Below are 25,328 nucleotides of genomic sequence, written 5' to 3' on the forward strand. Positions count from 1 at the left end.
AATTTTTTGACTTTGAAAAAATGAATTGGAAAAGATGAATGACATGATGAAGATGAAATAACTGTATAAAATATAACCAAATCATCTCTGAAGCAAGTCTGCAGACGCCCTGTCTGTGGATTGGCGTCCGCGCGCCGGGCAAACCTTGTATTTGACGCGCGTTCTTGTATGGTTGGTTCCCTTTGAATCTGAGCCTTGCAGGTTGGTTATGAAGTCGGTTGAAGAGCAGCTAGCGCTGATCAAACGTGGTGCAGAAGAACTGTTGGTCGAGTCCGAGCTGGTTGAAAAGCTCAAGCGCGGCCAGCCGCTGCGTATTAAGGCAGGCTTCGATCCGACCGCGCCGGATCTGCACCTGGGTCATACCGTGCTTATTAATAAGCTGCGCCAGTTCCAGGAGCTGGGGCATCAGGTGATCTTCCTGATCGGTGACTTCACCGGGATGATCGGCGATCCGAGCGGCAAGAGTGCAACTCGTCCTCCGTTGACCCGTGAGCAGGTTCTGGAGAACGCTGAGACTTACAAGACTCAGGTTTTCAAGATTCTTGATCCCGCCAAGACAGAAGTGGCGTTCAACTCCACCTGGATGGATCAGATGGGGCCGGCCGACTTCATTCGTCTGACTTCTCAATACACCGTGGCGCGGATGCTCGAGCGCGATGACTTCGACAAGCGCTACACGACCAATCAGCCAATTGCCATTCACGAGTTCCTCTATCCGCTGGTTCAGGGCTACGATTCGGTTGCCCTGCGTGCGGATGTTGAGTTGGGTGGTACCGACCAGAAGTTCAACCTGCTCATGGGGCGCGAGCTGCAGCGTGGGTATGGTCAGGAAGCGCAATGCATTTTGACCATGCCGCTGCTCGAAGGCCTGGATGGCGTGAAGAAGATGTCCAAGTCGTTGGGCAACTACGTCGGTATCCAGGAAGCGCCGGGTGTTATGTACGGCAAGCTGGTTTCCATTCCGGATGCGCTGATGTGGCGCTACTTTGAGTTGCTCAGCTTCCGCTCCATGGATGAGATCAATGCATTGCGTGCTGATGTAGAGGCGGGTGCTAATCCGCGCGATATCAAGATCAAGCTGGCTGAAGAGATTGTTGCGCGCTTCCATGGTGAGGAGGCTGCAGCCAATGCTCATCGCGCCGCTGGCAACCGCATGAAGGATGGCGAGCTGCCGGATGATCTGCCGGAAATCGAATTGACTGCTGCCGAGGATATGCCGATCGCTGCTGTACTTAATAAAGCAGGGCTGGTTAAGAACTCGGCGATGGCGCGAGATCTCCTGGGTTCCGGTGGTGTGCGTATAGATGGTGAGGTTGTCGATCGCACCTTTATATGCGTACTGGGTGCGACCCATGTTTGTCAGGCAGGGAAGAAGGCATTTGCGCGTATTACACTCAAATCCGAATAAACCTGAAATAAGGGGTTGACGGCGAATTCTAGAGGCCTATAATTCGCCCCACTTCCGGCGCAGTCGAAACGGAAAACTCCTTGGTAAACAACGAGTTACGAAGTTTTCGGCAGCAAGTTGCTTCAGGTCGTCGAAGCCCAAAGGAAGTTGAAAAAGAGGTGTTGACAGCAGCGTGTAACGCTGTAGAATTCGCCTCCCGCTGACGAGAGATCGAAAGCGCAAGTGGTTGAAGTTGTTAAGGAAATCCTTGAAAACTTCTGAAAATAACCACTTGACAGCAAATGAGGCTGCTGTAGAATGCGCGCCTCGGTTGAGACGAAAGATCTTAACCAACCGCTCTTTAACAACTGAATCAAGCAATTCGTGTGGGTGCTTGTGGAGTCAGACTGCTAGTCAACAGATTATCAGCATCACAAGTTACTCCGCGAGAAATCAAAGATGTAACCAACGATTGCTGAGCCAAGTTTAGGGTTTTCTCAAAACCCAAAGATGTTTGAACTGAAGAGTTTGATCATGGCTCAGATTGAACGCTGGCGGCAGGCCTAACACATGCAAGTCGAGCGGATGACAGGAGCTTGCTCCTGAATTCAGCGGCGGACGGGTGAGTAATGCCTAGGAATCTGCCTGGTAGTGGGGGACAACGTTTCGAAAGGAACGCTAATACCGCATACGTCCTACGGGAGAAAGCAGGGGACCTTCGGGCCTTGCGCTATCAGATGAGCCTAGGTCGGATTAGCTAGTTGGTGAGGTAATGGCTCACCAAGGCGACGATCCGTAACTGGTCTGAGAGGATGATCAGTCACACTGGAACTGAGACACGGTCCAGACTCCTACGGGAGGCAGCAGTGGGGAATATTGGACAATGGGCGAAAGCCTGATCCAGCCATGCCGCGTGTGTGAAGAAGGTCTTCGGATTGTAAAGCACTTTAAGTTGGGAGGAAGGGTTGTAGATTAATACTCTGCAATTTTGACGTTACCGACAGAATAAGCACCGGCTAACTCTGTGCCAGCAGCCGCGGTAATACAGAGGGTGCAAGCGTTAATCGGAATTACTGGGCGTAAAGCGCGCGTAGGTGGTTTGTTAAGTTGGATGTGAAATCCCCGGGCTCAACCTGGGAACTGCATTCAAAACTGACAAGCTAGAGTATGGTAGAGGGTGGTGGAATTTCCTGTGTAGCGGTGAAATGCGTAGATATAGGAAGGAACACCAGTGGCGAAGGCGACCACCTGGACTGATACTGACACTGAGGTGCGAAAGCGTGGGGAGCAAACAGGATTAGATACCCTGGTAGTCCACGCCGTAAACGATGTCAACTAGCCGTTGGGAGCCTTGAGCTCTTAGTGGCGCAGCTAACGCATTAAGTTGACCGCCTGGGGAGTACGGCCGCAAGGTTAAAACTCAAATGAATTGACGGGGGCCCGCACAAGCGGTGGAGCATGTGGTTTAATTCGAAGCAACGCGAAGAACCTTACCAGGCCTTGACATCCAATGAACTTTCCAGAGATGGATTGGTGCCTTCGGGAACATTGAGACAGGTGCTGCATGGCTGTCGTCAGCTCGTGTCGTGAGATGTTGGGTTAAGTCCCGTAACGAGCGCAACCCTTGTCCTTAGTTACCAGCACGTAATGGTGGGCACTCTAAGGAGACTGCCGGTGACAAACCGGAGGAAGGTGGGGATGACGTCAAGTCATCATGGCCCTTACGGCCTGGGCTACACACGTGCTACAATGGTCGGTACAGAGGGTTGCCAAGCCGCGAGGTGGAGCTAATCCCATAAAACCGATCGTAGTCCGGATCGCAGTCTGCAACTCGACTGCGTGAAGTCGGAATCGCTAGTAATCGCGAATCAGAATGTCGCGGTGAATACGTTCCCGGGCCTTGTACACACCGCCCGTCACACCATGGGAGTGGGTTGCACCAGAAGTAGCTAGTCTAACCTTCGGGAGGACGGTTACCACGGTGTGATTCATGACTGGGGTGAAGTCGTAACAAGGTAGCCGTAGGGGAACCTGCGGCTGGATCACCTCCTTAATCGACGACTCAGCTGCTCCATGAGCTCCCACACGAATTGCTTGATTCATTGAAGAAGACGATAGAAGCAGCTTTAAGCTCCAAGCTGATAGCTCTGAGCTAACAGTTACAAGCTCGAAATTGGGTCTGTAGCTCAGTTGGTTAGAGCGCACCCCTGATAAGGGTGAGGTCGGCAGTTCGAATCTGCCCAGACCCACCAATTTTGTTATGGGGCCATAGCTCAGCTGGGAGAGCGCCTGCCTTGCACGCAGGAGGTCAGCGGTTCGATCCCGCTTGGCTCCACCATAAACTGCTTCGAAAGTTTGAGAGTTTAGAAATGAATATTCACTGATGAATATTGATTTCTAGTCTTTTGATTAGATCGTTCTTTAAAAATTTGGGTATGTGATAGAAAGATAGACTGAACGTTACTTTCACTGGTAACGGATCAGGCTAAGGTAAAATTTGTGAGTTCTCTTAGTTGAGAAATTCGAATTTTCGGCGAATGTCGTCTTCACAGTATAACCAGATTGCTTGGGGTTATATGGTCAAGTGAAGAAGCGCATACGGTGGATGCCTTGGCAGTCAGAGGCGATGAAAGACGTGGTAGCCTGCGAAAAGCTTCGGGGAGTCGGCAAACAGACTTTGATCCGGAGATGTCTGAATGGGGGAACCCAGCCATCATAAGATGGTTATCTTGTACTGAATACATAGGTGCAAGAGGCGAACCAGGGGAACTGAAACATCTAAGTACCCTGAGGAAAAGAAATCAACCGAGATTCCCTTAGTAGTGGCGAGCGAACGGGGACTAGCCCTTAAGTGGCTTTGAGATTAGCGGAACGCTCTGGAAAGTGCGGCCATAGTGGGTGATAGCCCTGTACGCGAAAATCTCTTAGTCATGAAATCGAGTAGGACGGAGCACGAGAAACTTTGTCTGAATATGGGGGGACCATCCTCCAAGGCTAAATACTACTGACTGACCGATAGTGAACTAGTACCGTGAGGGAAAGGCGAAAAGAACCCCGGAGAGGGGAGTGAAATAGATCCTGAAACCGTATGCGTACAAGCAGTGGGAGCAGACTTTGTTCTGTGACTGCGTACCTTTTGTATAATGGGTCAGCGACTTATTTTCAGTGGCGAGCTTAACCGAATAGGGGAGGCGTAGCGAAAGCGAGTCTTAATAGGGCGTCTAGTCGCTGGGAATAGACCCGAAACCGGGCGATCTATCCATGGGCAGGTTGAAGGTTAGGTAACACTGACTGGAGGACCGAACCGACTACCGTTGAAAAGTTAGCGGATGACCTGTGGATCGGAGTGAAAGGCTAATCAAGCTCGGAGATAGCTGGTTCTCCTCGAAAGCTATTTAGGTAGCGCCTCATGTATCACTGTAGGGGGTAGAGCACTGTTTCGGCTAGGGGGTCATCCCGACTTACCAAACCGATGCAAACTCCGAATACCTACAAGTGCCGAGCATGGGAGACACACGGCGGGTGCTAACGTCCGTCGTGAAAAGGGAAACAACCCAGACCGTCAGCTAAGGTCCCAAAGTTATGGTTAAGTGGGAAACGATGTGGGAAGGCTTAGACAGCTAGGAGGTTGGCTTAGAAGCAGCCACCCTTTAAAGAAAGCGTAATAGCTCACTAGTCGAGTCGGCCTGCGCGGAAGATGTAACGGGGCTCAAACCATACACCGAAGCTACGGGTATCATCTTAGGATGATGCGGTAGAGGAGCGTTCTGTAAGCCTGTGAAGGTGAGTTGAGAAGCTTGCTGGAGGTATCAGAAGTGCGAATGCTGACATGAGTAACGACAATGGGTGTGAAAAACACCCACGCCGAAAGACCAAGGTTTCCTGCGCAACGTTAATCGACGCAGGGTTAGTCGGTCCCTAAGGCGAGGCTGAAAAGCGTAGTCGATGGAAAACAGGTTAATATTCCTGTACTTCTGGTTATTGCGATGGAGGGACGGAGAAGGCTAGGCCAGCTTGGCGTTGGTTGTCCAAGTTTAAGGTGGTAGGCTGGAATCTTAGGTAAATCCGGGATTCTAAGGCCGAGAGCTGATGACGAGTGTTCTTTTAGAACACGAAGTGGTTGATGCCATGCTTCCAAGAAAAGCTTCTAAGCTTCAGGTAACCAGGAACCGTACCCCAAACCGACACAGGTGGTTGGGTAGAGAATACCAAGGCGCTTGAGAGAACTCGGGTGAAGGAACTAGGCAAAATGGCACCGTAACTTCGGGAGAAGGTGCGCCGGTGAGGGTGAAGGACTTGCTCCGTAAGCCCACGCCGGTCGAAGATACCAGGCCGCTGCGACTGTTTATTAAAAACACAGCACTCTGCAAACACGAAAGTGGACGTATAGGGTGTGACGCCTGCCCGGTGCCGGAAGGTTAATTGATGGGGTTAGCTAACGCGAAGCTCTTGATCGAAGCCCCGGTAAACGGCGGCCGTAACTATAACGGTCCTAAGGTAGCGAAATTCCTTGTCGGGTAAGTTCCGACCTGCACGAATGGCGTAACGATGGCGGCGCTGTCTCCACCCGAGACTCAGTGAAATTGAAATCGCTGTGAAGATGCAGTGTATCCGCGGCTAGACGGAAAGACCCCGTGAACCTTTACTATAGCTTTGCACTGGACTTTGAATTTGCTTGTGTAGGATAGGTGGGAGGCTTTGAAGCGTGGACGCCAGTTCGCGTGGAGCCATCCTTGAAATACCACCCTGGCAACTTTGAGGTTCTAACTCAGGTCCGTTATCCGGATCGAGGACAGTGTATGGTGGGTAGTTTGACTGGGGCGGTCTCCTCCTAAAGAGTAACGGAGGAGTACGAAGGTGCGCTCAGACCGGTCGGAAATCGGTCGTAGAGTATAAAGGCAAAAGCGCGCTTGACTGCGAGACAGACACGTCGAGCAGGTACGAAAGTAGGTCTTAGTGATCCGGTGGTTCTGTATGGAAGGGCCATCGCTCAACGGATAAAAGGTACTCCGGGGATAACAGGCTGATACCGCCCAAGAGTTCATATCGACGGCGGTGTTTGGCACCTCGATGTCGGCTCATCACATCCTGGGGCTGAAGCCGGTCCCAAGGGTATGGCTGTTCGCCATTTAAAGTGGTACGCGAGCTGGGTTTAGAACGTCGTGAGACAGTTCGGTCCCTATCTGCCGTGGACGTTTGAGATTTGAGAGGGGCTGCTCCTAGTACGAGAGGACCGGAGTGGACGAACCTCTGGTGTTCCGGTTGTCACGCCAGTGGCATTGCCGGGTAGCTATGTTCGGAATAGATAACCGCTGAAAGCATCTAAGCGGGAAACTAGCCTCAAGATGAGATCTCACTGGGACCTTGAGTCCCCTGAAGGGCCGTCGAAGACTACGACGTTGATAGGTTGGGTGTGTAAGCGCTGTGAGGCGTTGAGCTAACCAATACTAATTGCCCGTGAGGCTTGACCATATAACACCCAAGCAATTTGATTACTCGAAAGAGCATCAGATTGCGGTGTGTGAAGACGCAATGAACCGAAAGTTCGTATCGTTCACAAAACCGCAAGACTATCGCATACCCAATTTGCTGAAGCGTTGAAAGACGAGTCGGCACACCGAATTTCTTGACGACCATAGAGCATTGGAACCACCTGATCCCATCCCGAACTCAGCAGTGAAACGATGCATCGCCGATGGTAGTGTGGGGTTTCCCCATGTGAGAGTAGGTCATCGTCAAGATTAAATTCCGAAACCCCAATTGCGAAAGCAGTTGGGGTTTTGTTTTGCCCGCAGGAAAATCTGTCTTGCTCGATTTCTATGCAATTGCTCGGCGCGTGGCTATCATGCGGGCCTCATTGTGAGGCGAGACTTGCATGCTGACGTTGTTAAAGCTTCTTAAAGATGGACGATTCCATTCGGGTCAAGCGCTTGGTGCTGCCCTCGGCGTTAGTCGTAGCGCTGTGTGGAAGCAGCTTCAGCATTTGGAGGCAGACCTGGGGTTGTCCATTCATAAAATTCGCGGGCGTGGTTATCAATTGGCGGCGCCATTGACGCTGCTTGATCCCGCCGAGATAGCGAGGCTTTCTCCTTCTTGGCAATGGCCTGTTCTGGTTTTCGACTCTATTGATTCGACTAACGCTGAGGCTCTTCGAACGATTGATCGTCTCCAGATCGCGCCTTTTTTGGTGCTCGCCGAGCGGCAGACGGCGGGGCGGGGGCGCCGAGGGCGAAAGTGGGCCAGTCCGTTTGCCGAGAACGTTTACTTCAGCCTGGTATTGCGTATTGACGGTGGGATGCGTCAACTGGAGGGGCTGAGTCTTGTCGTGGGGCTTGCTGTCATGCAGGCGTTGCGTGAGCTTGGGATTTCCGAGGCGGGTTTGAAGTGGCCGAACGATGTCCTGGTAGGTCAAAAGAAGATTGCCGGAATTCTGCTTGAGTTGGTGGGAGACCCAGCAGACGTCTGTCATGTGGTTCTGGGTGTTGGGATTAATGTAAACATGCAGATGACCGACGAGGTCGATCAGCAATGGACGTCCATGCGCCTGGAGTCCGGGAAGATGTTTGATCGTAATCAGCTGGTGGCGACACTCGGAGAGATGCTGCAGAAGTATCTCGCTCGTCATCAGGCTGCAGGCTTTTCTGCTATTCAGGCTGAGTGGGAGCAACATCACTTGTGGCAGGGGCGCGCTGTGTCATTGATTGCGGGTGTAAATCAAATAGATGGCGAGGTACTGGGTATCGATAGTCAGGGCGCCCTGCGCTTGAAGGTGGATGGTGTGGAAAAAGTCTTTAGTGGTGGCGAGCTGAGCCTGAGGTTGCGCAATGATTCTTGAGCTCGACTGCGGAAATAGTTTCATCAAGTGGCGTGTGCTCGAATCGAATGCCCGGGTGGCGCGGGGTGGTGGGGTCGTGGATTCGGATCTTGCCTTGCTCTCGGACTTGAAGCAGCTCAGCGGGTTGGCGCTCAAGTACTGCCGGCTGGTCAGTGTGAGGACGCCAGAGGAGACCGGGTTATTGATCTCTCTGCTGAAAGAGTCCTTCGATGTATCGGTCGTTAGTGCGTCGCCTGCACGAGAGATGTCCGGCGTACGAAACGGATATGAAGAATTCGAGAAGCTGGGGCTTGACCGTTGGCTCGCCCTGCTCGGTGGATTCCATTTGGCGGGTGGTGCGTGCCTCGTATTGGATTTCGGGACCGCTGTCACTGCCGACTTCGTCGCTGCGGATGGGGGGCATCTCGGTGGGTTCATATGTCCTGGTATGCCGTTAATGCGAAATCAGCTTCGCACGCATACTCGCAAAATTCGTTACGGGGATCTTGCGGCTGAGCGTGCGCTGGAAAGTCTCGATCCAGGCCGCACTACAGTTGAGGCTGTCGAGCGGGGTTGCCTATTGATGCTTCGGGGTTTCGTGCTGACGCAGCTAGAGTTGGCGCGGGGCCATTGGGGGGAGGACTTCACGGTTTTCCTTACGGGTGGTGACGCAGCCCTGGTCTCCGAGATGGTGCCTGAGGCCAAGGTAGTCCCTGATCTCGTATTTGTCGGTTTGGCTATGGCGTGCCCTTTGGCCTGAGGTTCTTATGCGTTGGTTGTTTCTGCTGCTGCTTGTTCTCAATGTGTTTTATTACATATGGCATCAACAAGAGGCTCCGCTGCGTGCCAAGGATGTAACGCCTTTGAGTTTGTATCGAGGGTCGCAGCAGGATATCCGGCTGTTGAGCGAGACCGAGGTCGCGCCTAAAGATAAAGAGAAGCCGGGCCAGGCCGATCCTGGTTGTCTTTATGTGGGTGGCTTTGCGCGTCAAGACGTTGCTCAGGGGCTTGAGCGAAGACTGACAGGCATGGAGGTGAAGTTTCAGGCGTTGCCTCGGGGTAGCTCTGAATCCGCTGGCTATTGGCTGCGCGTAGCCCCTGAAAGCCGGCGCTGGCTGGATGATCTGCAGCTGATAAACCTTTCTAAAGAATTCAATGAGTTAAAACATAAAATAATGCCTTGTGAGGGGGTTGCACCCTTCGAATAGTTTGCATAGAATGGCGCCCGCTCCACAGCGAACACCGGAAACGGTGAGCGAAGTGAAGCGAGGTCAACGCAGCTAAGCTCAGGTTTTTAATGAGAAAAATGCTTGACAGAAGGCTGGCATGATGTAGAATGCCGGCTCGCTTAGGAGGGGTTCCCGAGCGGCCAAAGGGATCAGACTGTAAATCTGACGTCTACGACTTCGAAGGTTCGAATCCTTCCCCCTCCACCATTTTTAGCGAGAGCTGTAAGCCTCGCGGGTATAGTTTAGTGGTAGAACCTCAGCCTTCCAAGCTGATGATGCGGGTTCGATTCCCGCTACCCGCTCCAAGTTTACAGGTTTTGCACAGTGTTTCGCTCTTGTAGCTCAGTTGGTAGAGCACACCCTTGGTAAGGGTGAGGTCAGCGGTTCAAATCCGCTCAAGAGCTCCATATAACAAGGCAGATATGAAAATATCTGCCTTTGTTTTAAGGGCTGGGGTTGTAGTCGGTCGCGCCGCAGGGTTGGATGTTTCGCTTGCTGGTGTTGGTGCCGTGCCTGGGTCTAAGAGTTAAATGTTGTAAAGTCTTTTTCGGGCCGGCATAATGGTCGGCCTGATTTTGTTTTAGGTCAGTAGCTCAATTGGCAGAGCGACGGTCTCCAAAACCGTAGGTTGGGGGTTCGATTCCCTCCTGACCTGCCAGATTCACTCGGTGTATCTGGCTTTCTTTTCACAGGATCTTCATAGATGACTCCTAAAGCTGAAGCTCAAGGCTCTCGCTTCGATCTGCTCAAGTGGCTAGTGGTAGTCGCTTTGGTGGTTGTTGGCGTTGTTGGTAATCAGTATTACTCTGCTTCGCCGATCCTGTACCGCGTACTCGCATTGCTTGTGATTGCTGCTGTAGCTGCCTTTGTAGGCCTGCAGACAGTTAAGGGCAAGTCTTTCTTCGTACTGGTTAAGGAAGCGCGCACCGAGATTCGTAAAGTCGTATGGCCAACTCGCCAAGAAACCACGCAGACCACGTTGATCGTTGTGGCTGTTGTCCTGGTTATGGCGTTGCTGTTGTGGGGGCTTGATTCCCTGCTCGGTTGGCTTGTCTCCTTGATTGTCGGCTAAGGGTGTCCCGTGGCTAAGCGTTGGTATGTTGTGCATGCTTACTCGGGTTACGAGAAGCATGTCATGCGTTCGTTGATCGAGCGTGTAAAGCTGGCTGGCATGGAAGATGGCTTCGGCGAGATTCTGGTTCCCACTGAAGAAGTGGTCGAGATGCGCAACGGCCAGAAGCGCAAGAGCGAGCGTAAGTTCTTCCCTGGCTATGTGCTGGTACAGATGGATATGAATGAGGGTACTTGGCACTTGGTCAAGGATACTCCTCGGGTGATGGGTTTTATCGGCGGTACAGCTGATAAGCCGGCACCGATTACTGATAAAGAGGCAGAAGCGATTCTGCGTCGCGTCGCTGACGGTAGCGATAAGCCCAAGCCGAAGACGTTGTTCGAGCCGGGCGAGTCGGTTCGCGTTAACGACGGTCCGTTTGCCGATTTCACCGGCACGGTCGAAGAGGTTAACTACGAGAAGAGCCGGATCCAGGTCGCAGTGCTCATTTTCGGACGCTCTACCCCGGTAGAGTTGGAGTTCAGTCAGGTCGAAAAGGTCTAACTGAGCAAGCATCCCAACCCCGCAGCCTTAGGCTGTGGGGTTTTGTCGTCACTGGGATAAACGCGCAAGTAACCGGGGAGCCTTTCGAGGCGTTTGAACCCGTAATTGGAGTGCCTCATGGCCAAGAAGATTACCGCTTACATCAAGCTGCAAGTGAAGGCCGCTCAGGCTAACCCAAGCCCACCTGTTGGTCCTGCTCTGGGTCAGCACGGCGTGAACATCATGGAATTCTGCAAGGCTTTCAACGCCCGTACTCAGGGTCTTGAGCCAGGTCTGCCGACTCCAGTGATCATCACTGTCTACAGCGACCGTAGCTTCACGTTCGAAACCAAATCCACCCCTGCTTCGGTTCTGCTGAAGAAGGCGGCCGGTCTGACCAGCGGTTCCGCTCGTCCGAACACCGTTAAGGTTGGCACTGTAACTCGTGCTCAGCTGGAAGAAATCGCGAAAACCAAAAACGCGGATCTGACTGCAGCTGATATGGAAGCAGCCGTGCGTACCATCGCCGGTTCTGCTCGTAGCATGGGCCTTAACGTGGAGGGTGTGTAATGGCTAAGCTGACCAAGCGTCAAAAGGCTATCGCCGGCAAAATCGAAGCAGGCAAGTCCTACAACTTTGTAGACGCTGCTGCCCTGCTGGCTGAGCTGTCGACTGTCAAGTTCAGCGAGTCGTTCGACGTAGCTGTTAACCTGGGCGTTGACCCGCGTAAATCCGACCAGGTCGTTCGTAGCGCTACTGTGCTGCCACACGGCACTGGCAAGACCGTTCGCGTTGCTGTGTTCACCCAGGGTCCAGCTGCTGAGGCCGCTCTGGCTGCCGGCGCTGACCGTGTAGGTATGGACGACCTGGCTGCCGAAATGAAAGGCGGCGACCTGAACTATGACGTAGTTATCGCATCCCCGGATGCAATGCGCGTTGTGGGTCAGTTGGGTCAGATCCTCGGTCCACGTGGTCTGATGCCTAACCCTAAAGTCGGCACCGTAACTCCAGACGTAGCTACCGCGGTTAAAAACGCCAAGGCTGGTCAGGTTCGTTATCGCACCGACAAAAACGGCATCATCCACACTTCCGTTGGCAAGATCGGCTTCGATGCCGTCAAGCTGAAGGAAAACGTTGAAGCCCTGATCGCTGATCTGAAGCGTATCAAACCAGCTTCCTCGAAAGGCATCTACGTCAAGCGCGTTACCCTGAGCACCACTATGGGCCCAGGTCTGGTCATCGACCAAAGCTCGCTCGACGCGTAAGACAACGATTGGCGCAAGCGATTGCGTCAATTGAAAAATTGGGGTCCCTGCCTGGCGGGGGCTATCCAAGACCGTAGGCGACGCAAGTCTTAAACCACAAGCCTACGCAGATGGTGCTCCCGGTTCCTTACCGAATCAGACACCAAAACGACATCCGGTTTCGACCAGATGAAACGGTAACAAGCAGGAGTTAAACCCGTGGCAATTAAACTCGAAGACAAGAAGGCCATCGTCGCTGAAGTCAACGAGGCTGCCAAAGTCGCTCTGTCCGCTGTCGTGGCTGATGCCCGTGGCGTAACAGTAGGCGCGATGACCGGACTCCGTAAAGAGGCTCGTGAAGCTGGCGTTTACGTACGTGTTGTACGTAACACCCTGCTCAAGCGCGCTGTTGCTGACACTGAATTCAGTGTCCTCAACGACGTGTTCACTGGCCCTACCCTGATTGCATTCTCCAAAGAACATCCAGGCGCTGCTGCCCGGATCTTCAAAGAGTTCGCAAAGGGTCAGGACAAGTTCGAGATCAAGGCAGCTGCGTTCGAGGGCAAGTTCCTCGCAGCTAACCAAATCGACGTACTGGCAACTCTGCCGACCCGTGACGAAGCAATTTCTCAGCTGATGAGCGTGATTCAAGGCGCTACCAGCAAATTGGCTCGTACCCTGGCGGCAATTCGCGACCAGAAAGAAGCTGCTGCAGCCTAAGGCTCGTCAACTTCTCGCGTTTTTTGTTTTTTTCGATGGTCGCGTAGGCCGTCCCCAATATCAGGAATTAGATTCATGTCTATCTCTCAGAACGATATCCTTGAAGCAGTTGGCAACATGTCCGTAATGGAAGTTGTTGAGCTGATCAAAGCTTTCGAAGAAAAATTCGGCGTTACCGCTGCAGCTGCATCGGCTGGTCCAGCTGCTGCTGCCGCCGTTGTTGAAGAGCAAACTGAATTCAACGTCATGCTGACTGAAGCTGGCGAGAAGAAAGTTAACGTGATCAAGGCAGTACGTGAACTGACCGGTCTGGGCCTGAAAGAAGCCAAGGCTGTAGTTGACGGCGCTCCTGCCATGGTTCTGGAAGCTGTTGCCAAAGACGCAGCTGACAAAGCCAAAGCAGCTCTGGAAGAAGCAGGCGCTAAAGTCGAGCTGAAGTAAGCATCGACTTTGCTCCTCCAGCCCGAGCGATAAGCGACAGGCTGATGGCTGGTGGCTCTTGCCACCGGCCTTTTTCCGTTATTGGCAGCCGACTGGGTCGGTGCCGGTAACGTGCTGTAACCACCCGATGCGGTGGCGCAAACCATGGGGTTTGCACGATTTTCTGGCTGCTCCCGTCGGGAGGGGCCAAACAAGCAGGTGACCAAGCTGGGGAACGCTGATGGCTTACTCATATACTGAGAAAAAACGTATCCGCAAGGACTTTAGCAAGTTGCCGGACGTCATGGATGTGCCGTACCTCCTGGCCATCCAGCTGGATTCGTATCGTGAATTCTTGCAAGCGGGAGCGACTAAAGATCAGTTCCGCGACGTGGGCCTGCATGCGGCCTTCAAATCCGTTTTCCCGATCATCAGCTACTCCGGCAATGCTGCGCTGGAGTACGTCGGATATCGTCTGGGCGAACCGGCATTTGATGTCAAAGAATGCGTATTGCGCGGTGTAACTTACGCCGTACCTTTGCGGGTAAAAGTGCGCCTGATCATTTTCGACAAAGAATCGTCGAACAAAGCGATCAAGGACATCAAAGAGCAAGAAGTCTACATGGGTGAAATCCCCCTGATGACTGAGAACGGTACCTTCGTAATCAACGGTACCGAGCGTGTAATCGTTTCCCAGCTGCACCGTTCCCCGGGCGTGTTCTTCGACCACGACCGTGGCAAGACGCACAGCTCCGGTAAACTGTTGTACTCCGCGCGCATCATTCCTTACCGCGGTTCGTGGCTGGACTTCGAGTTCGACCCGAAAGACTGCGTGTTCGTGCGTATCGACCGTCGTCGCAAGCTTCCTGCATCGGTACTGCTGCGCGCGCTCGGCTATACCACCGAGGAAGTGCTGGACGCGTTCTACACCACCAACGTTTTCCATGTGAAGGGCGAGAACCTGAGCCTGGAGCTGGTGCCTCAGCGTCTGCGTGGTGAAATCGCTGTTCTGGATATCCAGGACGACAAAGGCAAGGTTATTGTCGAGCAAGGTCGTCGTATCACCGCTCGCCACATCAACCAGCTGGAAAAAGCCGGGATCAAAGAGCTGGAAGTGCCACTGGACTACGTCCTGGGTCGCACAACCGCCAAGGTCATCGTGCATCCGGCAACCGGCGAAATCCTGGCAGAGTGCAACACCGAGCTCAACACCGAGATCCTGGCGAAAATCGCCAAGGCCGGCGTTGTTCGCATCGAAACTCTGTACACCAACGACATCGACTGCGGGCCGTTCGTCTCCGACACGCTGAAGATCGACTCCACCAGCAACCAACTGGAAGCGCTGGTCGAGATCTATCGCATGATGCGTCCTGGCGAGCCGCCAACCAAAGACGCTGCCGAAACCCTGTTCAACAACCTGTTCTTCAGCCCTGAGCGCTATGACCTGTCTGCGGTCGGCCGGATGAAGTTCAACCGTCGTATCGGTCGTACCGAGATCGAAGGTTCGGGCGTGCTGTGCAAGGAAGATATCGTCGCGGTACTGAAGACTCTGGTCGACATCCGTAACGGTAAAGGCATCGTCGATGACATCGACCACCTGGGTAACCGTCGTGTTCGCTGCGTAGGCGAAATGGCCGAGAACCAGTTCCGCGTTGGCCTGGTACGTGTTGAGCGTGCGGTCAAAGAGCGTCTGTCGATGGCTGAAAGCGAAGGCCTGATGCCGCAAGACCTGATCAACGCCAAGCCTGTGGCTGCGGCGGTGAAAGAGTTCTTCGGTTCCAGCCAGCTGTCCCAGTTCATGGACCAGAACAACCCGCTGTCCGAGATCACCCACAAGCGTCGTGTCTCTGCACTCGGCCCTGGCGGTCTGACTCGTGAGCGTGCCGGCTTTGAAGTTCGTGACGTACACCCGACTCACTACGGTCGTGTATGCCCGATTGAAACGCCGGAAGGTCCGAACATCGGTCTGATCAACTCCCTGGCTGCCTATGCGCGCACCAACCAGTACGGCTTCCTCGAGAGCCCGTACCGTGTGGTGAAAGACGCTCTGGTCACCGACGAGATCGTATTCCTGTCCGCCATCGAAGAAGCAGATCACGTGATCGCTCAGGCTTCGGCCACGATGAACGACAAGAAAGTCCTGATCGACGAGCTGGTAGCTGTTCGTCACTTGAACGAATTCACCGTTAAGGCGCCGGAAGACGTAACCTTGATGGACGTCTCGCCGAAGCAGGTAGTTTCGGTTGCTGCGTCGCTGATTCCGTTCCTCGAGCACGACGACGCCAACCGTGCGTTGATGGGTTCGAACATGCAGCGTCAAGCTGTACCAACCCTGCGTGCTGACAAGCCGCTGGTCGGTACCGGCATGGAGCGTAACGTAGCCCGTGACTCCGGCGTTTGCGTCGTGGCTCGTCGTGGCGGCGTGATCGACTCTGTCGACGCCAGCCGTATCGTGGTTCGTGTTGCTGATGATGAAGTTGAAACCGGTGAAGCTGGTGTCGACATCTACAACCTGACCAAATACACCCGCTCCAACCAGAACACCTGCATCAACCAGCGTCCGCTGGTGCGTAAAGGTGATCGGGTACAGCGTAGCGACATCATGGCCGACGGCCCGTCCACCGACATGGGTGAACTGGCGCTGGGTCAGAACATGCGCATCGCCTTCATGGCATGGAACGGCTTCAACTTCGAAGACTCCATCTGCCTGTCGGAACGCGTTGTTCAAGAAGACCGTTTCACCACGATCCACATTCAGGAACTGACCTGTGTGGCCCGTGACACCAAGCTTGGCCCAGAGGAAATCACTGCGGACATCCCGAACGTGGGTGAGGCTGCACTGAACAAGCTGGACGAAGCCGGTATCGTTTACGTGGGTGCTGAAGTAGGCGCAGGCGACATCCTGGTGGGTAAGGTCACTCCGAAAGGCGAGACCCAGCTGACTCCGGAAGAAAAACTGCTGCGTGCGATCTTTGGTGAGAAAGCCAGCGACGTTAAAGACACCTCCCTGCGCGTACCTACCGGTACCAAAGGTACTGTCATCGACGTACAGGTCTTCACCCGTGACGGCGTTGAGCGTGATGCTCGTGCACTGTCGATCGAGAAGTCTCAGCTCGACGAGATCCGCAAGGACTTGAACGAAGAGTTCCGCATCGTTGAAGGTGCTACTTTCGAACGTCTGCGTTCCGCTCTGGTCGGCCACAAAGCCGAAGGCGGCGCCGGTCTGAAGAAGGGTCAGGACATCACCGACGAAGTACTCGACGGTCTTGAGCACGGCCAGTGGTTCAAACTGCGCATGGCTGAAGATGCTCTGAACGAGCAGCTCGAGAAGGCTCAGGCCTACATCGTCGATCGTCGCCGTCTGCTGGACGACAAGTTCGAAGACAAGAAGCGCAAACTGCAGCAGGGCGATGACCTGGCTCCAGGCGTGCTGAAAATCGTCAAGGTTTACCTGGCAATCCGTCGTCGCATCCAGCCGGGCGACAAGATGGCCGGTCGTCACGGTAACAAAGGTGTGGTCTCCGTGATCATGCCGGTTGAAGACATGCCGCACGATGCCAATGGCACCCCGGTCGACGTCGTTCTCAACCCGTTGGGCGTACCTTCGCGTATGAACGTTGGTCAGATCCTCGAAACCCACCTTGGCCTCGCGGCCAAAGGTCTGGGCGAGAAGATCAACCGCATGGTTGAAGAACAGCGCAAAGTCGCCGAACTGCGTAAGTTCCTGCACGAGATCTATAACGAGATCGGCGGTCGTCAGGAAAGCCTCGATGACTTCTCGGATCAGGAAATCCTGGATCTGGCTCAAAACCTGCGTGGCGGCGTTCCTATGGCCACTCCAGTGTTCGACGGCGCCAAGGAAAGCGAAATCAAGGCCATGCTGAAACTGGCAGACCTGCCAGAAAGCGGCCAGATGCAGCTGACCGACGGCCGTACCGGCAACAAGTTCGAGCGCCCGGTTACCGTTGGCTACATGTACATGCTGAAGCTGAACCACTTGGTAGACGACAAGATGCACGCTCGTTCTACCGGTTCGTACAGCCTGGTTACCCAGCAGCCGCTGGGTGGTAAGGCGCAGTTCGGTGGTCAGCGTTTCGGGGAGATGGAGGTCTGGGCACTGGAAGCATACGGTGCCGCTTACACTCTGCAAGAAATGCTCACAGTGAAGTCGGACGATGTGAACGGCCGTACCAAGATGTACAAAAACATCGTGGATGGCGATCACCGTATGGAGCCGGGCATGCCCGAGTCCTTCAACGTGTTGATCAAGGAAATTCGTTCCCTCGGCATCGATATCGATCTGGAAACCGAATAACACGTGACGCGAATCGAGAGCGGGGCAGGATTGCCCGCTCTCTGCTCCGCCAGGAGGAAAGGCCTTGAAAGACCTACTGAATTTGCTGAAAAACCAGGGTCAAGTCGAAGAGTTCGACGCCATCCGTATCGGATTGGCATCGCCTGAGATGATCCGTTCGTGGTCGTTCGGTGAAGTTAAAAAGCCGGAAACCATTAACTACCGTACGTTCAAACCTGAGCGTGACGGCCTGTTCTGCGCCAAGATCTTTGGCCCGGTAAAGGATTACGAGTGCCTGTGCGGTAAGTACAAGCGCTTGAAGCATCGTGGCGTGATCTGCGAGAAGTGCGGTGTTGAAGTCGCGCTGGCAAAAGTTCGTCGTGAGCGTATGGCGCACATCGAACTGGCCTCGCCTGTTGCCCACATCTGGTTCCTGAAATCGCTGCCGTCCCGTATCGGCTTGCTGATGGACATGACCCTGCGTGATATCGAACGCGTTCTCTACTTCGAGAGCTATGTCGTTATCGATCCAGGCATGACCACCCTTGAAAAAGGTCAGCTGCTGAACGACGAGCAGTACTTCGAAGCGCTGGAAGAGTTCGGCGACGATTTCGATGCCCGCATGGGTGCCGAAGCTGTCCGCGAACTGCTGCACGCTATCGACCTGGAGCACGAGATTGGCCGTCTGCGCGAAGAGATTCCGCAAACCAACTCCGAAACCAAGATCAAGAAGCTGTCCAAGCGTCTGAAGTTGATGGAAGCCTTCCAGGGTTCCGGCAACCTGCCAGAGTGGATGGTGCTGACCGTTCTGCCGGTTCTGCCGCCAGATCTGCGTCCACTGGTCCCGCTGGATGGCGGTCGCTTCGCGACTTCCGACCTCAACGATCTGTATCGTCGTGTGATCAACCGTAACAACCGTTTGAAGCGCCTGCTGGATCTGTCCGCGCCGGACATCATCGTGCGCAACGAAAAACGTATGTTGCAGGAAGCCGTCGACGCACTGCTCGACAACGGTCGTCGTGGCCGCGCTATCACAGGTTCCAACAAGCGTCCTCTGAAATCCCTGGCTGACATGATCAAGGGTAAGCAGGGTCGTTTCCGTCAGAACTTGCTCGGTAAGCGTGTTGACTACTCCGGTCGTTCGGTAATTACCGTAGGTCCGACCCTGCGTCTGCACCAGTGCGGTCTGCCGAAGAAAATGGCTCTCGAGCTGTTCAAACCGTTCATTTTCGGCAAGCTGGAAATGCGTGGTCTCGCTACCACCATCAAAGCTGCCAAGAAGATGGTCGAGCGCGAGCTGCCGGAAGTTTGGGACGTTCTCGCTGAAGTGATTCGCGAACACCCGGTTCTTCTCAACCGTGCGCCGACCCTTCACCGTCTGGGTATCCAGGCGTTTGAACCGGTACTGATCGAAGGTAAGGCTATCCAGCTGCACCCTCTGGTCTGCGCCGCGTACAACGCCGACTTCGACGGCGACCAAATGGCCGTGCACGTACCGCTGACGCTGGAAGCCCAGCTCGAAGCGCGTGCGTTGATGATGTCGACCAACAACATTCTGTCGCCAGCCAACGGTGAGCCAATCATCGTTCCGTCGCAGGACGTTGTATTGGGTCTGTACTACATGACTCGTGAAGCGATCAACGCCAAAGGCGAAGGTCGTGTGTTCGCGGATCTGCAGGAAGTTGACCGTGTGTTCCGTGCCGGCGAAGCCGCACTGCACGCTAAAGTCAAAGTGCGGATCAACGAAACCGTCAACGACCGTGATGGCGGCAGCGTGACCAACACCCGTATCGTCGACACCACTGTCGGCCGTGCGCTGTTGTTCCAGGTTGTGCCAAAAGGTCTGTCGTACGACGTCGTCAACCTGCCGATGAAGAAAAAAGCGATCTCCAAGCTGATCAACCAGTGCTACCGCGTGGTTGGTCTGAAAGAGACCGTGATCTTCGCTGACCAGTTGATGTACACCGGTTTTGCCTACTCGACCATTTCCGGCGTTTCCATCGGCGTTAACGACTTCGTTATCCCGGACGAAAAAGCCCGCATCATCGGTGCTGCTACCGACGAAGTGAAAGAAATCGAAAGTCAGTACGCCTCCGGCCTGGTTACCCAGGGCGAGAAGTACAACAAAGTGATCGACCTTTGGTCCAAGGCGAACGACGAAGTTTCCAAGGCGATGATGGCCAACCTCTCGAAAGAGAAAGTCATCGACCGTCATGGCGTCGAAGTCGACCAAGAGTCTTTCAACTCGATGTACATGATGGCCGACTCGGGTGCGCGGGGATCCGCAGCTCAGATTCGTCAGCTGGCCGGTATGCGTGGCCTGATGGCCAAGCCGGACGGTTCCATCATTGAAACGCCGATTACTGCGAACTTCCGTGAAGGTTTGAGCGTACTTCAGTACTTCATCTCGACTCACGGTGCTCGTAAAGGTCTGGCGGATACCGCGTTGAAAACTGCGAACTCCGGTTACCTGACCCGTCGTCTGGTAGACGTAGCGCAAGATCTGGTTGTAACCGAGATCGATTGCGGCACCGAACACGGTCTGCTGATGACTCCGCACATTGAAGGCGGTGACGTTGTAGAGCCGCTGGGTGAGCGCGTATTGGGTCGTGTTATTGCCCGTGACGTATTCAAGCCAGGTACCGAGGACGTTATCGTTCCTGCCGGCACGCTGGTAGACGAGAAGTGGGTTGAATTCATCGAGCTGAACAGCATCGACGAAGTGATCGTGCGTTCGCCGATCAGCTGCGAAACCCGCTACGGCATTTGCGCCAAGTGCTACGGCCGTGACTTGGCTCGTGGTCACCAGGTGAACATTGGTGAAGCTGTCGGCGTAATCGCTGCACAGTCGATCGGTGAGCCGGGTACCCAGCTGACGATGCGTACGTTCCACATCGGTGGTGCGGCAAGCCGGACCTCCGCTGCTGACAGCGTTCAGGTGAAGAATGGCGGTACCGTCCGTCTGCATAACCTGAAGCACGTTGAGCGAGTGGATGGTCACCTGGTTGCTGTGTCCCGTTCCGGTGAGCTGGCTATCGCTGATGACTTCGGTCGTGAGCGTGAGCGTTACAAGCTGCCATACGGTGCTGTGATTTCGGTTAAAGAAGGTGACAAGGTCGACGCTGGCGCAATCGTGGCCAAGTGGGATCCGCACACTCACCCAATCGTTACCGAAATGAAAGGTACCGTGACCTACGTGGGCATGGAAGAAGGCATCACGATCAAGCGTCAGACTGACGAATTGACCGGTATGACCAACATTGAAGTACTCGATGCCAAAGACCGTCCAGCGGCTGGTAAGGACATCCGTCCTGCCGTGAAGATGGTCGACGACAACGGCAAGGATCTGTTGCTGCCAGGCACTGACGTTATCGCTCAGTACTTCCTGCCAGCCAACGCCTTGGTCGGTGTAGCGGATGGTGCGAAGATCGCGATCGGTGACGTTATCGCTCGTATCCCGCAAGAGACTTCGAAGACCCGTGACATCACCGGTGGTCTGCCGCGTGTTGCCGACTTGTTCGAAGCTCGTCGTCCGAAGGAAGCGTCGATTCTGGCTGAAGTCAGCGGCACCATCGCGTTCGGTAAAGAGACCAAGGGCAAGCGCCGTCTGGTCATTACTCCGAACGACGGTAGCGATCCGTATGAAGAGCTGATTCCGAAGTGGCGTCACCTGAACGTGTTCGAAGGCGAACAGGTAAACCGCGGCGAAGTTATCTCCGACGGCCCAAGCGATCCACACGACATCCTGCGTCTGCTGGGTGTGAGTGCGCTGGCCAAGTACATCGTTAACGAGATCCAGGACGTTTACCGTCTGCAAGGCGTGAAGATCAACGATAAGCACATCGAGACCATCCTGCGTCAGATGCTGCGTAAAGTTGAAATTGCTGAATCCGGCGATTCCAGTTTCATCAAGGGCGACCAGATGGAATTGACTCACGTTCTGGTAGAGAACGAGCGTTTGAGCGGCGAAGACAAATTTGTCTCCAAGTTCACTCGCGTTCTGCTAGGTATCACCAAGGCATCGCTGTCCACCGAATCGTTCATCTCGGCGGCTTCCTTCCAGGAAACCACTCGCGTACTGACCGAAGCGGCGGTAACCGGCAAGCGCGATTACCTGCGCGGCCTGAAAGAAAACGTGGTCGTGGGTCGTCTGATCCCGGCTGGTACCGGCCTGGCTTATCACAGCGAGCGTAAGCGTCGTCGTGATGCCGACAAGCCGTTGCGCGTAAGCGCCAGTGAAGTGGAAGCTGCACTGACCGAAGCGCTGAACTCTAGCGGTAACTGAGTTCTGCGATAAATGAGCGCAAGGCCCTGGCAGCTCCGTTCATCGAATCCAGACAAATTGTCGAGGTTCGATGGGTGGAGACGTCGGGGCCTTGCCTTGACTGGGGGCAAGATCCTCTTTAGACTCTTGTACCCCTAAATTTGGCGGGGATTCGTTCCTGCCATTTTGCTTTTCTTGCAAGACAATAGCGTCGCAAGACAACAGTGGAGCTAGTAGATGGCAACTATCAACCAGCTGGTACGTCAGCCGCGTAAGCGTATCGTCGAGAAATCCGACGTACCTGCGCTGCAGAACTGCCCGCAACGTCGTGGCGTGTGCACCCGTGTGTATACCACTACGCCGAAAAAACCTAACTCGGCACTGCGTAAAGTATGCCGTGTGCGTCTGACCAACGGTTTCGAGGTTTCCTCGTACATCGGTGGTGAAGGCCACAACCTGCAAGAGCACAGCGTGGTACTGATCCGCGGCGGTCGTGTAAAAGACTTGCCAGGTGTTCGTTACCACACCGTTCGCGGTTCTTTGGATACTTCCGGCGTTAAAGGTCGTAACCAGGGTCGTTCGAAGTACGGTACCAAGAAGCCTAAGTAGTAGCGGCTTTTTGTAAAACTGATTTTCTATTTTTCTGAGTCGATAAGAGTAAGGTCGGAGGCGTCCCGTACAGGGCACCGATTCCGAGCGAACCTGAAGACCGTTTGAGGGCTTATCCATGCCAAGAAGACGCGTAGCAGCCAAGCGCGAAGTGCTTGACGATCCAAAATACGGAAGCCAAATCCTGGCCAAGTTCATGAACCACGTGATGGAAAGCGGCAAGAAAGCCGTTGCCGAGCGTATCGTTTATGGCGCGCTGGAAAAGGTTAAAGAACGCAAGAACAGCGACCCCCTGGAAATCTTCGAGAAAGCTCTCGACGCCATCGCTCCGCTGGTCGAAGTAAAGTCGCGCCGTGTAGGCGGTGCTACTTACCAGGTTCCGGTTGAAGTTCGTCCGTCCCGTCGTAACGCTCTGGCAATGCGCTGGTTGGTAGACTTCGCCCGTAAGCGCGGCGAGAAGTCTATGGCTCTGCGTTTGGCTGGCGAACTGTTGGACGCTGCCGAAGGTAAAGGTGCTGCAGTTAAGAAGCGTGAAGACGTGCACCGTATGGCTGAAGCTAACAAAGCTTTCTCGCACTACCGCTTCTAATTTTAGCGTCACTAATTTTGCGAGGGCTTTATGGCTCGTACTACACCGATTAATCGCTACCGTAACATTGGTATCGTTGCTCACGTGGATGCTGGTAAAACCACCACCACCGAGCGCGTCCTTTTTTACACTGGCAAAAGTCACAAGATGGGCGAGGTGCATGACGGCGCCGCGACCACAGACTGGATGGTTCAGGAGCAGGAGCGTGGTATTACCATTACTTCTGCTGCTATTACCGCCTTCTGGCAGGGTTCTGCGAAGCAGCACAAGGACCAATACCGCTTCAACGTCATCGATACCCCGGGTCACGTAGACTTCACCATTGAAGTAGAGCGTTCCCTGCGTGTACTCGACGGCGCTGTCGTTGTGTTCTGTGGTACTTCCGGTGTTGAGCCTCAGTCCGAAACCGTATGGCGTCAAGCCAACAAGTACGGTGTTCCGCGTATCGTTTACGTGAACAAAATGGACCGTGCCGGCGCGAACTTCCTGCGCGTGATCGCTCAGATCAAGCAGCGTCTGGGTCACACTCCGGTGCCGATCCAGTTGGCTATCGGTTCCGAAGACAACTTCCAGGGTCAGATCGATCTGATGACCATGGAAGCGGTTTACTGGAACGATGCTGACAAGGGCATGACTCCACGTCGCGAAGCTATCCCTGCTGAGCTGCAGGAGTTGGCTGAAGAGTGGCGCAGCAACATGGTTGAGGCTGCGGCCGAAGCCAGCGAAGAGCTGATGAACAAGTACCTCGAAGGTGAAGAGCTCACCACCGAGGAAATCAAGGCCGCTCTGCGTCAGCGTACCATCGCTGGTGAGATCGTTCTGGCTGTTTGCGGTTCTTCGTTCAAGAACAAGGGTGTTCCCCTGGTTCTCGACGCCGTTATCGACTACCTGCCTGCACCAACTGACATTCCTGCCATCAAGGGTACTGACCCGGATGATGAGGAAAAGCAGATGGAGCGTCATGCAGACGACAACGAGCCGTTCTCGGCTCTGGCGTTCAAAATCGCTACCGACCCATTCGTGGGTACCTTGACCTTCGTTCGAGTTTACTCGGGCGTGTTGGCCTCCGGCGACGGCGTGATCAACTCGGTTAAAGGCAAGAAAGAGCGCGTGGGTCGTATGGTGCAAATGCACGCAAACGCCCGTGAAGAGATCAAGGAAGTACGCGCTGGTGACATCGCGGCCCTGATCGGCATGAAGGACGTCACCACTGGTGAAACCTTGTGCAACGCTGACAAGCCAATCATCCTGGTTCGCATGGACTTCCCGGAGCCGGTTATTTCGGTTGCCGTTGAGCCTAAGACCAAGGATGACCAGGAAAAAATGGGTATCGCTCTGGGCAAGCTCGCTCAGGAAGACCCGTCTTTCCGCGTAAAAACTGATGAAGAGACTGGTCAAACGATCATCTCTGGCATGGGCGAGCTGCACCTGGACATCCTGGTTGACCGGATGCGCCGTGAGTTCAACGTCGAAGCCAACATCGGTAAGCCTCAGGTTTCCTATCGTGAGCGCATCACGAAGAGCTGCGAAATCGAAGGCAAGTTCGTTCGCCAGTCCGGCGGTCGTGGCCAGTTCGGTCACTGCTGGATTCGTTTTGCACCTGCTGACGAAGGTCAGGAAGGTCTGCAATTCGTGAACGAAGTAGTGGGTGGTGTGGTTCCTAAGGAATACATCCCGGCTATCCAGAAGGGTATCGAAGAGCAGATGAAGAACGGTGTTGTTGCCGGCTATCCGCTGATCGGCCTGAAGGCTACCGTGTTTGATGGTTCTTACCACGACGTCGACTCGAACGAGATGGCGTTTAAGGTGGCTGCTTCCATGGCGACCAAGCAACTGGCCCAGAAGGGCGGTGGTGAGTTGCTCGAGCCGATCATGGCGGTAGAGGTTGTTACGCCTGAAGACTATATGGGTGACGTGATGGGCGACCTGAACCGTCGTCGCGGCATGATTCTGGGTATGGAAGATACGGTTTCCGGTAAGGTTATCCGTGCTGAAGTTCCGTTGGGCGAGATGTTCGGTTATGCGACCGACGTTCGTTCGATGTCCCAGGGGCGCGCAAGCTACTCTATGGAATTCAAAAAATACAATACGGCTCCGTCGCACATCGTCGAAACCGTTACCAAAAAACAAGGCTGATTCAGTCCTTTAGGCAAGGAGTTAATTG

15 protein-coding genes, 6 tRNA genes and 3 rRNA genes are annotated in these 25,328 nt (G+C 54.3%); all 24 read left to right on the forward strand.

The annotated features are described in order from the left end of the window. The first annotated feature begins 208 nt into the window (after positions 1-208). The 24 genes from tyrS (at position 209) to fusA (ending at position 25,300) form a co-directional block, all read left to right on the forward strand. Positions 209-1,408 carry a tyrosine--tRNA ligase gene (gene tyrS / locus KHO07_RS02735; protein WP_150736159.1) on the forward strand — a complete coding sequence of 400 codons (1,200 nt, stop codon included), beginning with the start codon at positions 209-211 and terminating at the stop codon, positions 1,406-1,408. A 495-nt stretch (positions 1,409-1,903) separates the two neighbouring features. Beyond that, a 16S ribosomal RNA gene (locus tag KHO07_RS02740) occupies positions 1,904-3,440 on the forward strand. Between the two features lie 122 nt (positions 3,441-3,562). Next, positions 3,563-3,639 (forward strand) — tRNA-Ile (locus KHO07_RS02745). A 10-nt stretch (positions 3,640-3,649) separates the two neighbouring features. After that, positions 3,650-3,725 (forward strand) — tRNA-Ala (locus KHO07_RS02750). Between the two features lie 240 nt (positions 3,726-3,965). Beyond that, positions 3,966-6,859, forward strand: a 23S ribosomal RNA gene (locus tag KHO07_RS02755). 153 nt (positions 6,860-7,012) lie between these two features. Then, positions 7,013-7,128 (forward strand): 5S ribosomal RNA (rrf, locus tag KHO07_RS02760). Together the 16S, 23S and 5S rRNA genes with 2 tRNA genes alongside form the textbook arrangement of a ribosomal RNA operon. Positions 7,129-7,262: 134 nt before the next feature. Continuing rightward, entirely contained in the window at positions 7,263-8,222 is a 960-nt protein-coding gene (gene birA, locus KHO07_RS02765; RefSeq protein WP_212626421.1) for a bifunctional biotin--[acetyl-CoA-carboxylase] ligase/biotin operon repressor BirA, read from the forward strand. Then, positions 8,212-8,961 (forward strand): pantothenate kinase, encoded by a 750-nt coding sequence (locus KHO07_RS02770; RefSeq protein WP_212626422.1) that lies wholly within the window; start codon positions 8,212-8,214, stop codon positions 8,959-8,961. Before birA ends, KHO07_RS02770 begins: the two co-directional genes overlap by 11 nt. 7 nt (positions 8,962-8,968) lie before the next feature. Beyond that, the gene (locus tag KHO07_RS02775; RefSeq protein WP_212626423.1) at positions 8,969-9,409 is read left to right on the forward strand and encodes a hypothetical protein; all 441 of its coding nucleotides are present in this window, start codon (positions 8,969-8,971) and stop codon (positions 9,407-9,409) included. A gap of 143 nt (positions 9,410-9,552) precedes the next feature. Continuing rightward, positions 9,553-9,637 (forward strand) — tRNA-Tyr (locus tag KHO07_RS02780). 24 nt (positions 9,638-9,661) lie between these two features. Further along, a tRNA-Gly gene (locus tag KHO07_RS02785) sits at positions 9,662-9,735 on the forward strand. 26 nt (positions 9,736-9,761) lie between these two features. Next, positions 9,762-9,837, forward strand: a tRNA-Thr gene (locus KHO07_RS02790). 175 nt (positions 9,838-10,012) lie between these two features. Continuing rightward, positions 10,013-10,088: transfer RNA gene (locus KHO07_RS02795), tRNA-Trp, on the forward strand. A gap of 45 nt (positions 10,089-10,133) precedes the next feature. Continuing rightward, entirely contained in the window at positions 10,134-10,502 is a 369-nt protein-coding gene (gene secE, locus KHO07_RS02800; protein WP_007896620.1) for a preprotein translocase subunit SecE, read from the forward strand. Positions 10,503-10,511: 9 nt separating this feature from the next. Next, positions 10,512-11,045, forward strand: a complete 534-nt coding sequence (gene nusG / locus KHO07_RS02805) for a transcription termination/antitermination protein NusG (protein WP_007933727.1) — start codon at positions 10,512-10,514, stop codon at positions 11,043-11,045. Positions 11,046-11,162: 117 nt separating this feature from the next. Further along, entirely contained in the window at positions 11,163-11,594 is a 432-nt protein-coding gene (rplK, locus tag KHO07_RS02810; RefSeq protein ID WP_007933726.1) for a 50S ribosomal protein L11, read from the forward strand. Further along, entirely contained in the window at positions 11,594-12,289 is a 696-nt protein-coding gene (gene rplA, locus KHO07_RS02815) for a 50S ribosomal protein L1 (RefSeq protein ID WP_008041297.1), read from the forward strand. The genes rplK and rplA overlap by 1 nt, the downstream gene beginning before the upstream one ends. Before the next feature lie 198 nt (positions 12,290-12,487). Continuing rightward, positions 12,488-12,988, forward strand: coding sequence for a 50S ribosomal protein L10 (gene rplJ / locus KHO07_RS02820; protein WP_007970413.1), 501 nt, complete (start codon positions 12,488-12,490; stop codon positions 12,986-12,988). A 75-nt stretch (positions 12,989-13,063) separates the two neighbouring features. Then, entirely contained in the window at positions 13,064-13,429 is a 366-nt protein-coding gene (rplL, locus tag KHO07_RS02825; protein WP_056855887.1) for a 50S ribosomal protein L7/L12, read from the forward strand. Positions 13,430-13,649: 220 nt separating this feature from the next. Beyond that, positions 13,650-17,723 carry a DNA-directed RNA polymerase subunit beta gene (rpoB, locus tag KHO07_RS02830; RefSeq protein ID WP_056855886.1) on the forward strand — a complete coding sequence of 1,358 codons (4,074 nt, stop codon included), beginning with the start codon at positions 13,650-13,652 and terminating at the stop codon, positions 17,721-17,723. A gap of 64 nt (positions 17,724-17,787) precedes the next feature. Beyond that, positions 17,788-21,987 carry a DNA-directed RNA polymerase subunit beta' gene (rpoC, locus tag KHO07_RS02835; protein ID WP_007984408.1) on the forward strand — a complete coding sequence of 1,400 codons (4,200 nt, stop codon included), beginning with the start codon at positions 17,788-17,790 and terminating at the stop codon, positions 21,985-21,987. A gap of 216 nt (positions 21,988-22,203) precedes the next feature. Beyond that, positions 22,204-22,575 (forward strand): 30S ribosomal protein S12, encoded by a 372-nt coding sequence (rpsL, locus tag KHO07_RS02840; RefSeq protein WP_002555494.1) that lies wholly within the window; start codon positions 22,204-22,206, stop codon positions 22,573-22,575. A 118-nt stretch (positions 22,576-22,693) separates the two neighbouring features. Further along, positions 22,694-23,164: a 30S ribosomal protein S7 gene (rpsG, locus tag KHO07_RS02845; protein ID WP_002555493.1), complete on the forward strand. Its 471-nt coding sequence runs from the start codon at positions 22,694-22,696 to the stop codon at positions 23,162-23,164. Between the two features lie 30 nt (positions 23,165-23,194). After that, entirely contained in the window at positions 23,195-25,300 is a 2,106-nt protein-coding gene (gene fusA, locus KHO07_RS02850; RefSeq protein WP_150734585.1) for an elongation factor G, read from the forward strand. The last annotated feature ends 28 nt before the right edge of the window (positions 25,301-25,328 follow it).

It is taken from the genome of Pseudomonas sp. PP3, from assembly GCF_905336995.1.
Lineage (GTDB): Bacteria > Pseudomonadota > Gammaproteobacteria > Pseudomonadales > Pseudomonadaceae > Aquipseudomonas > Aquipseudomonas reinekei.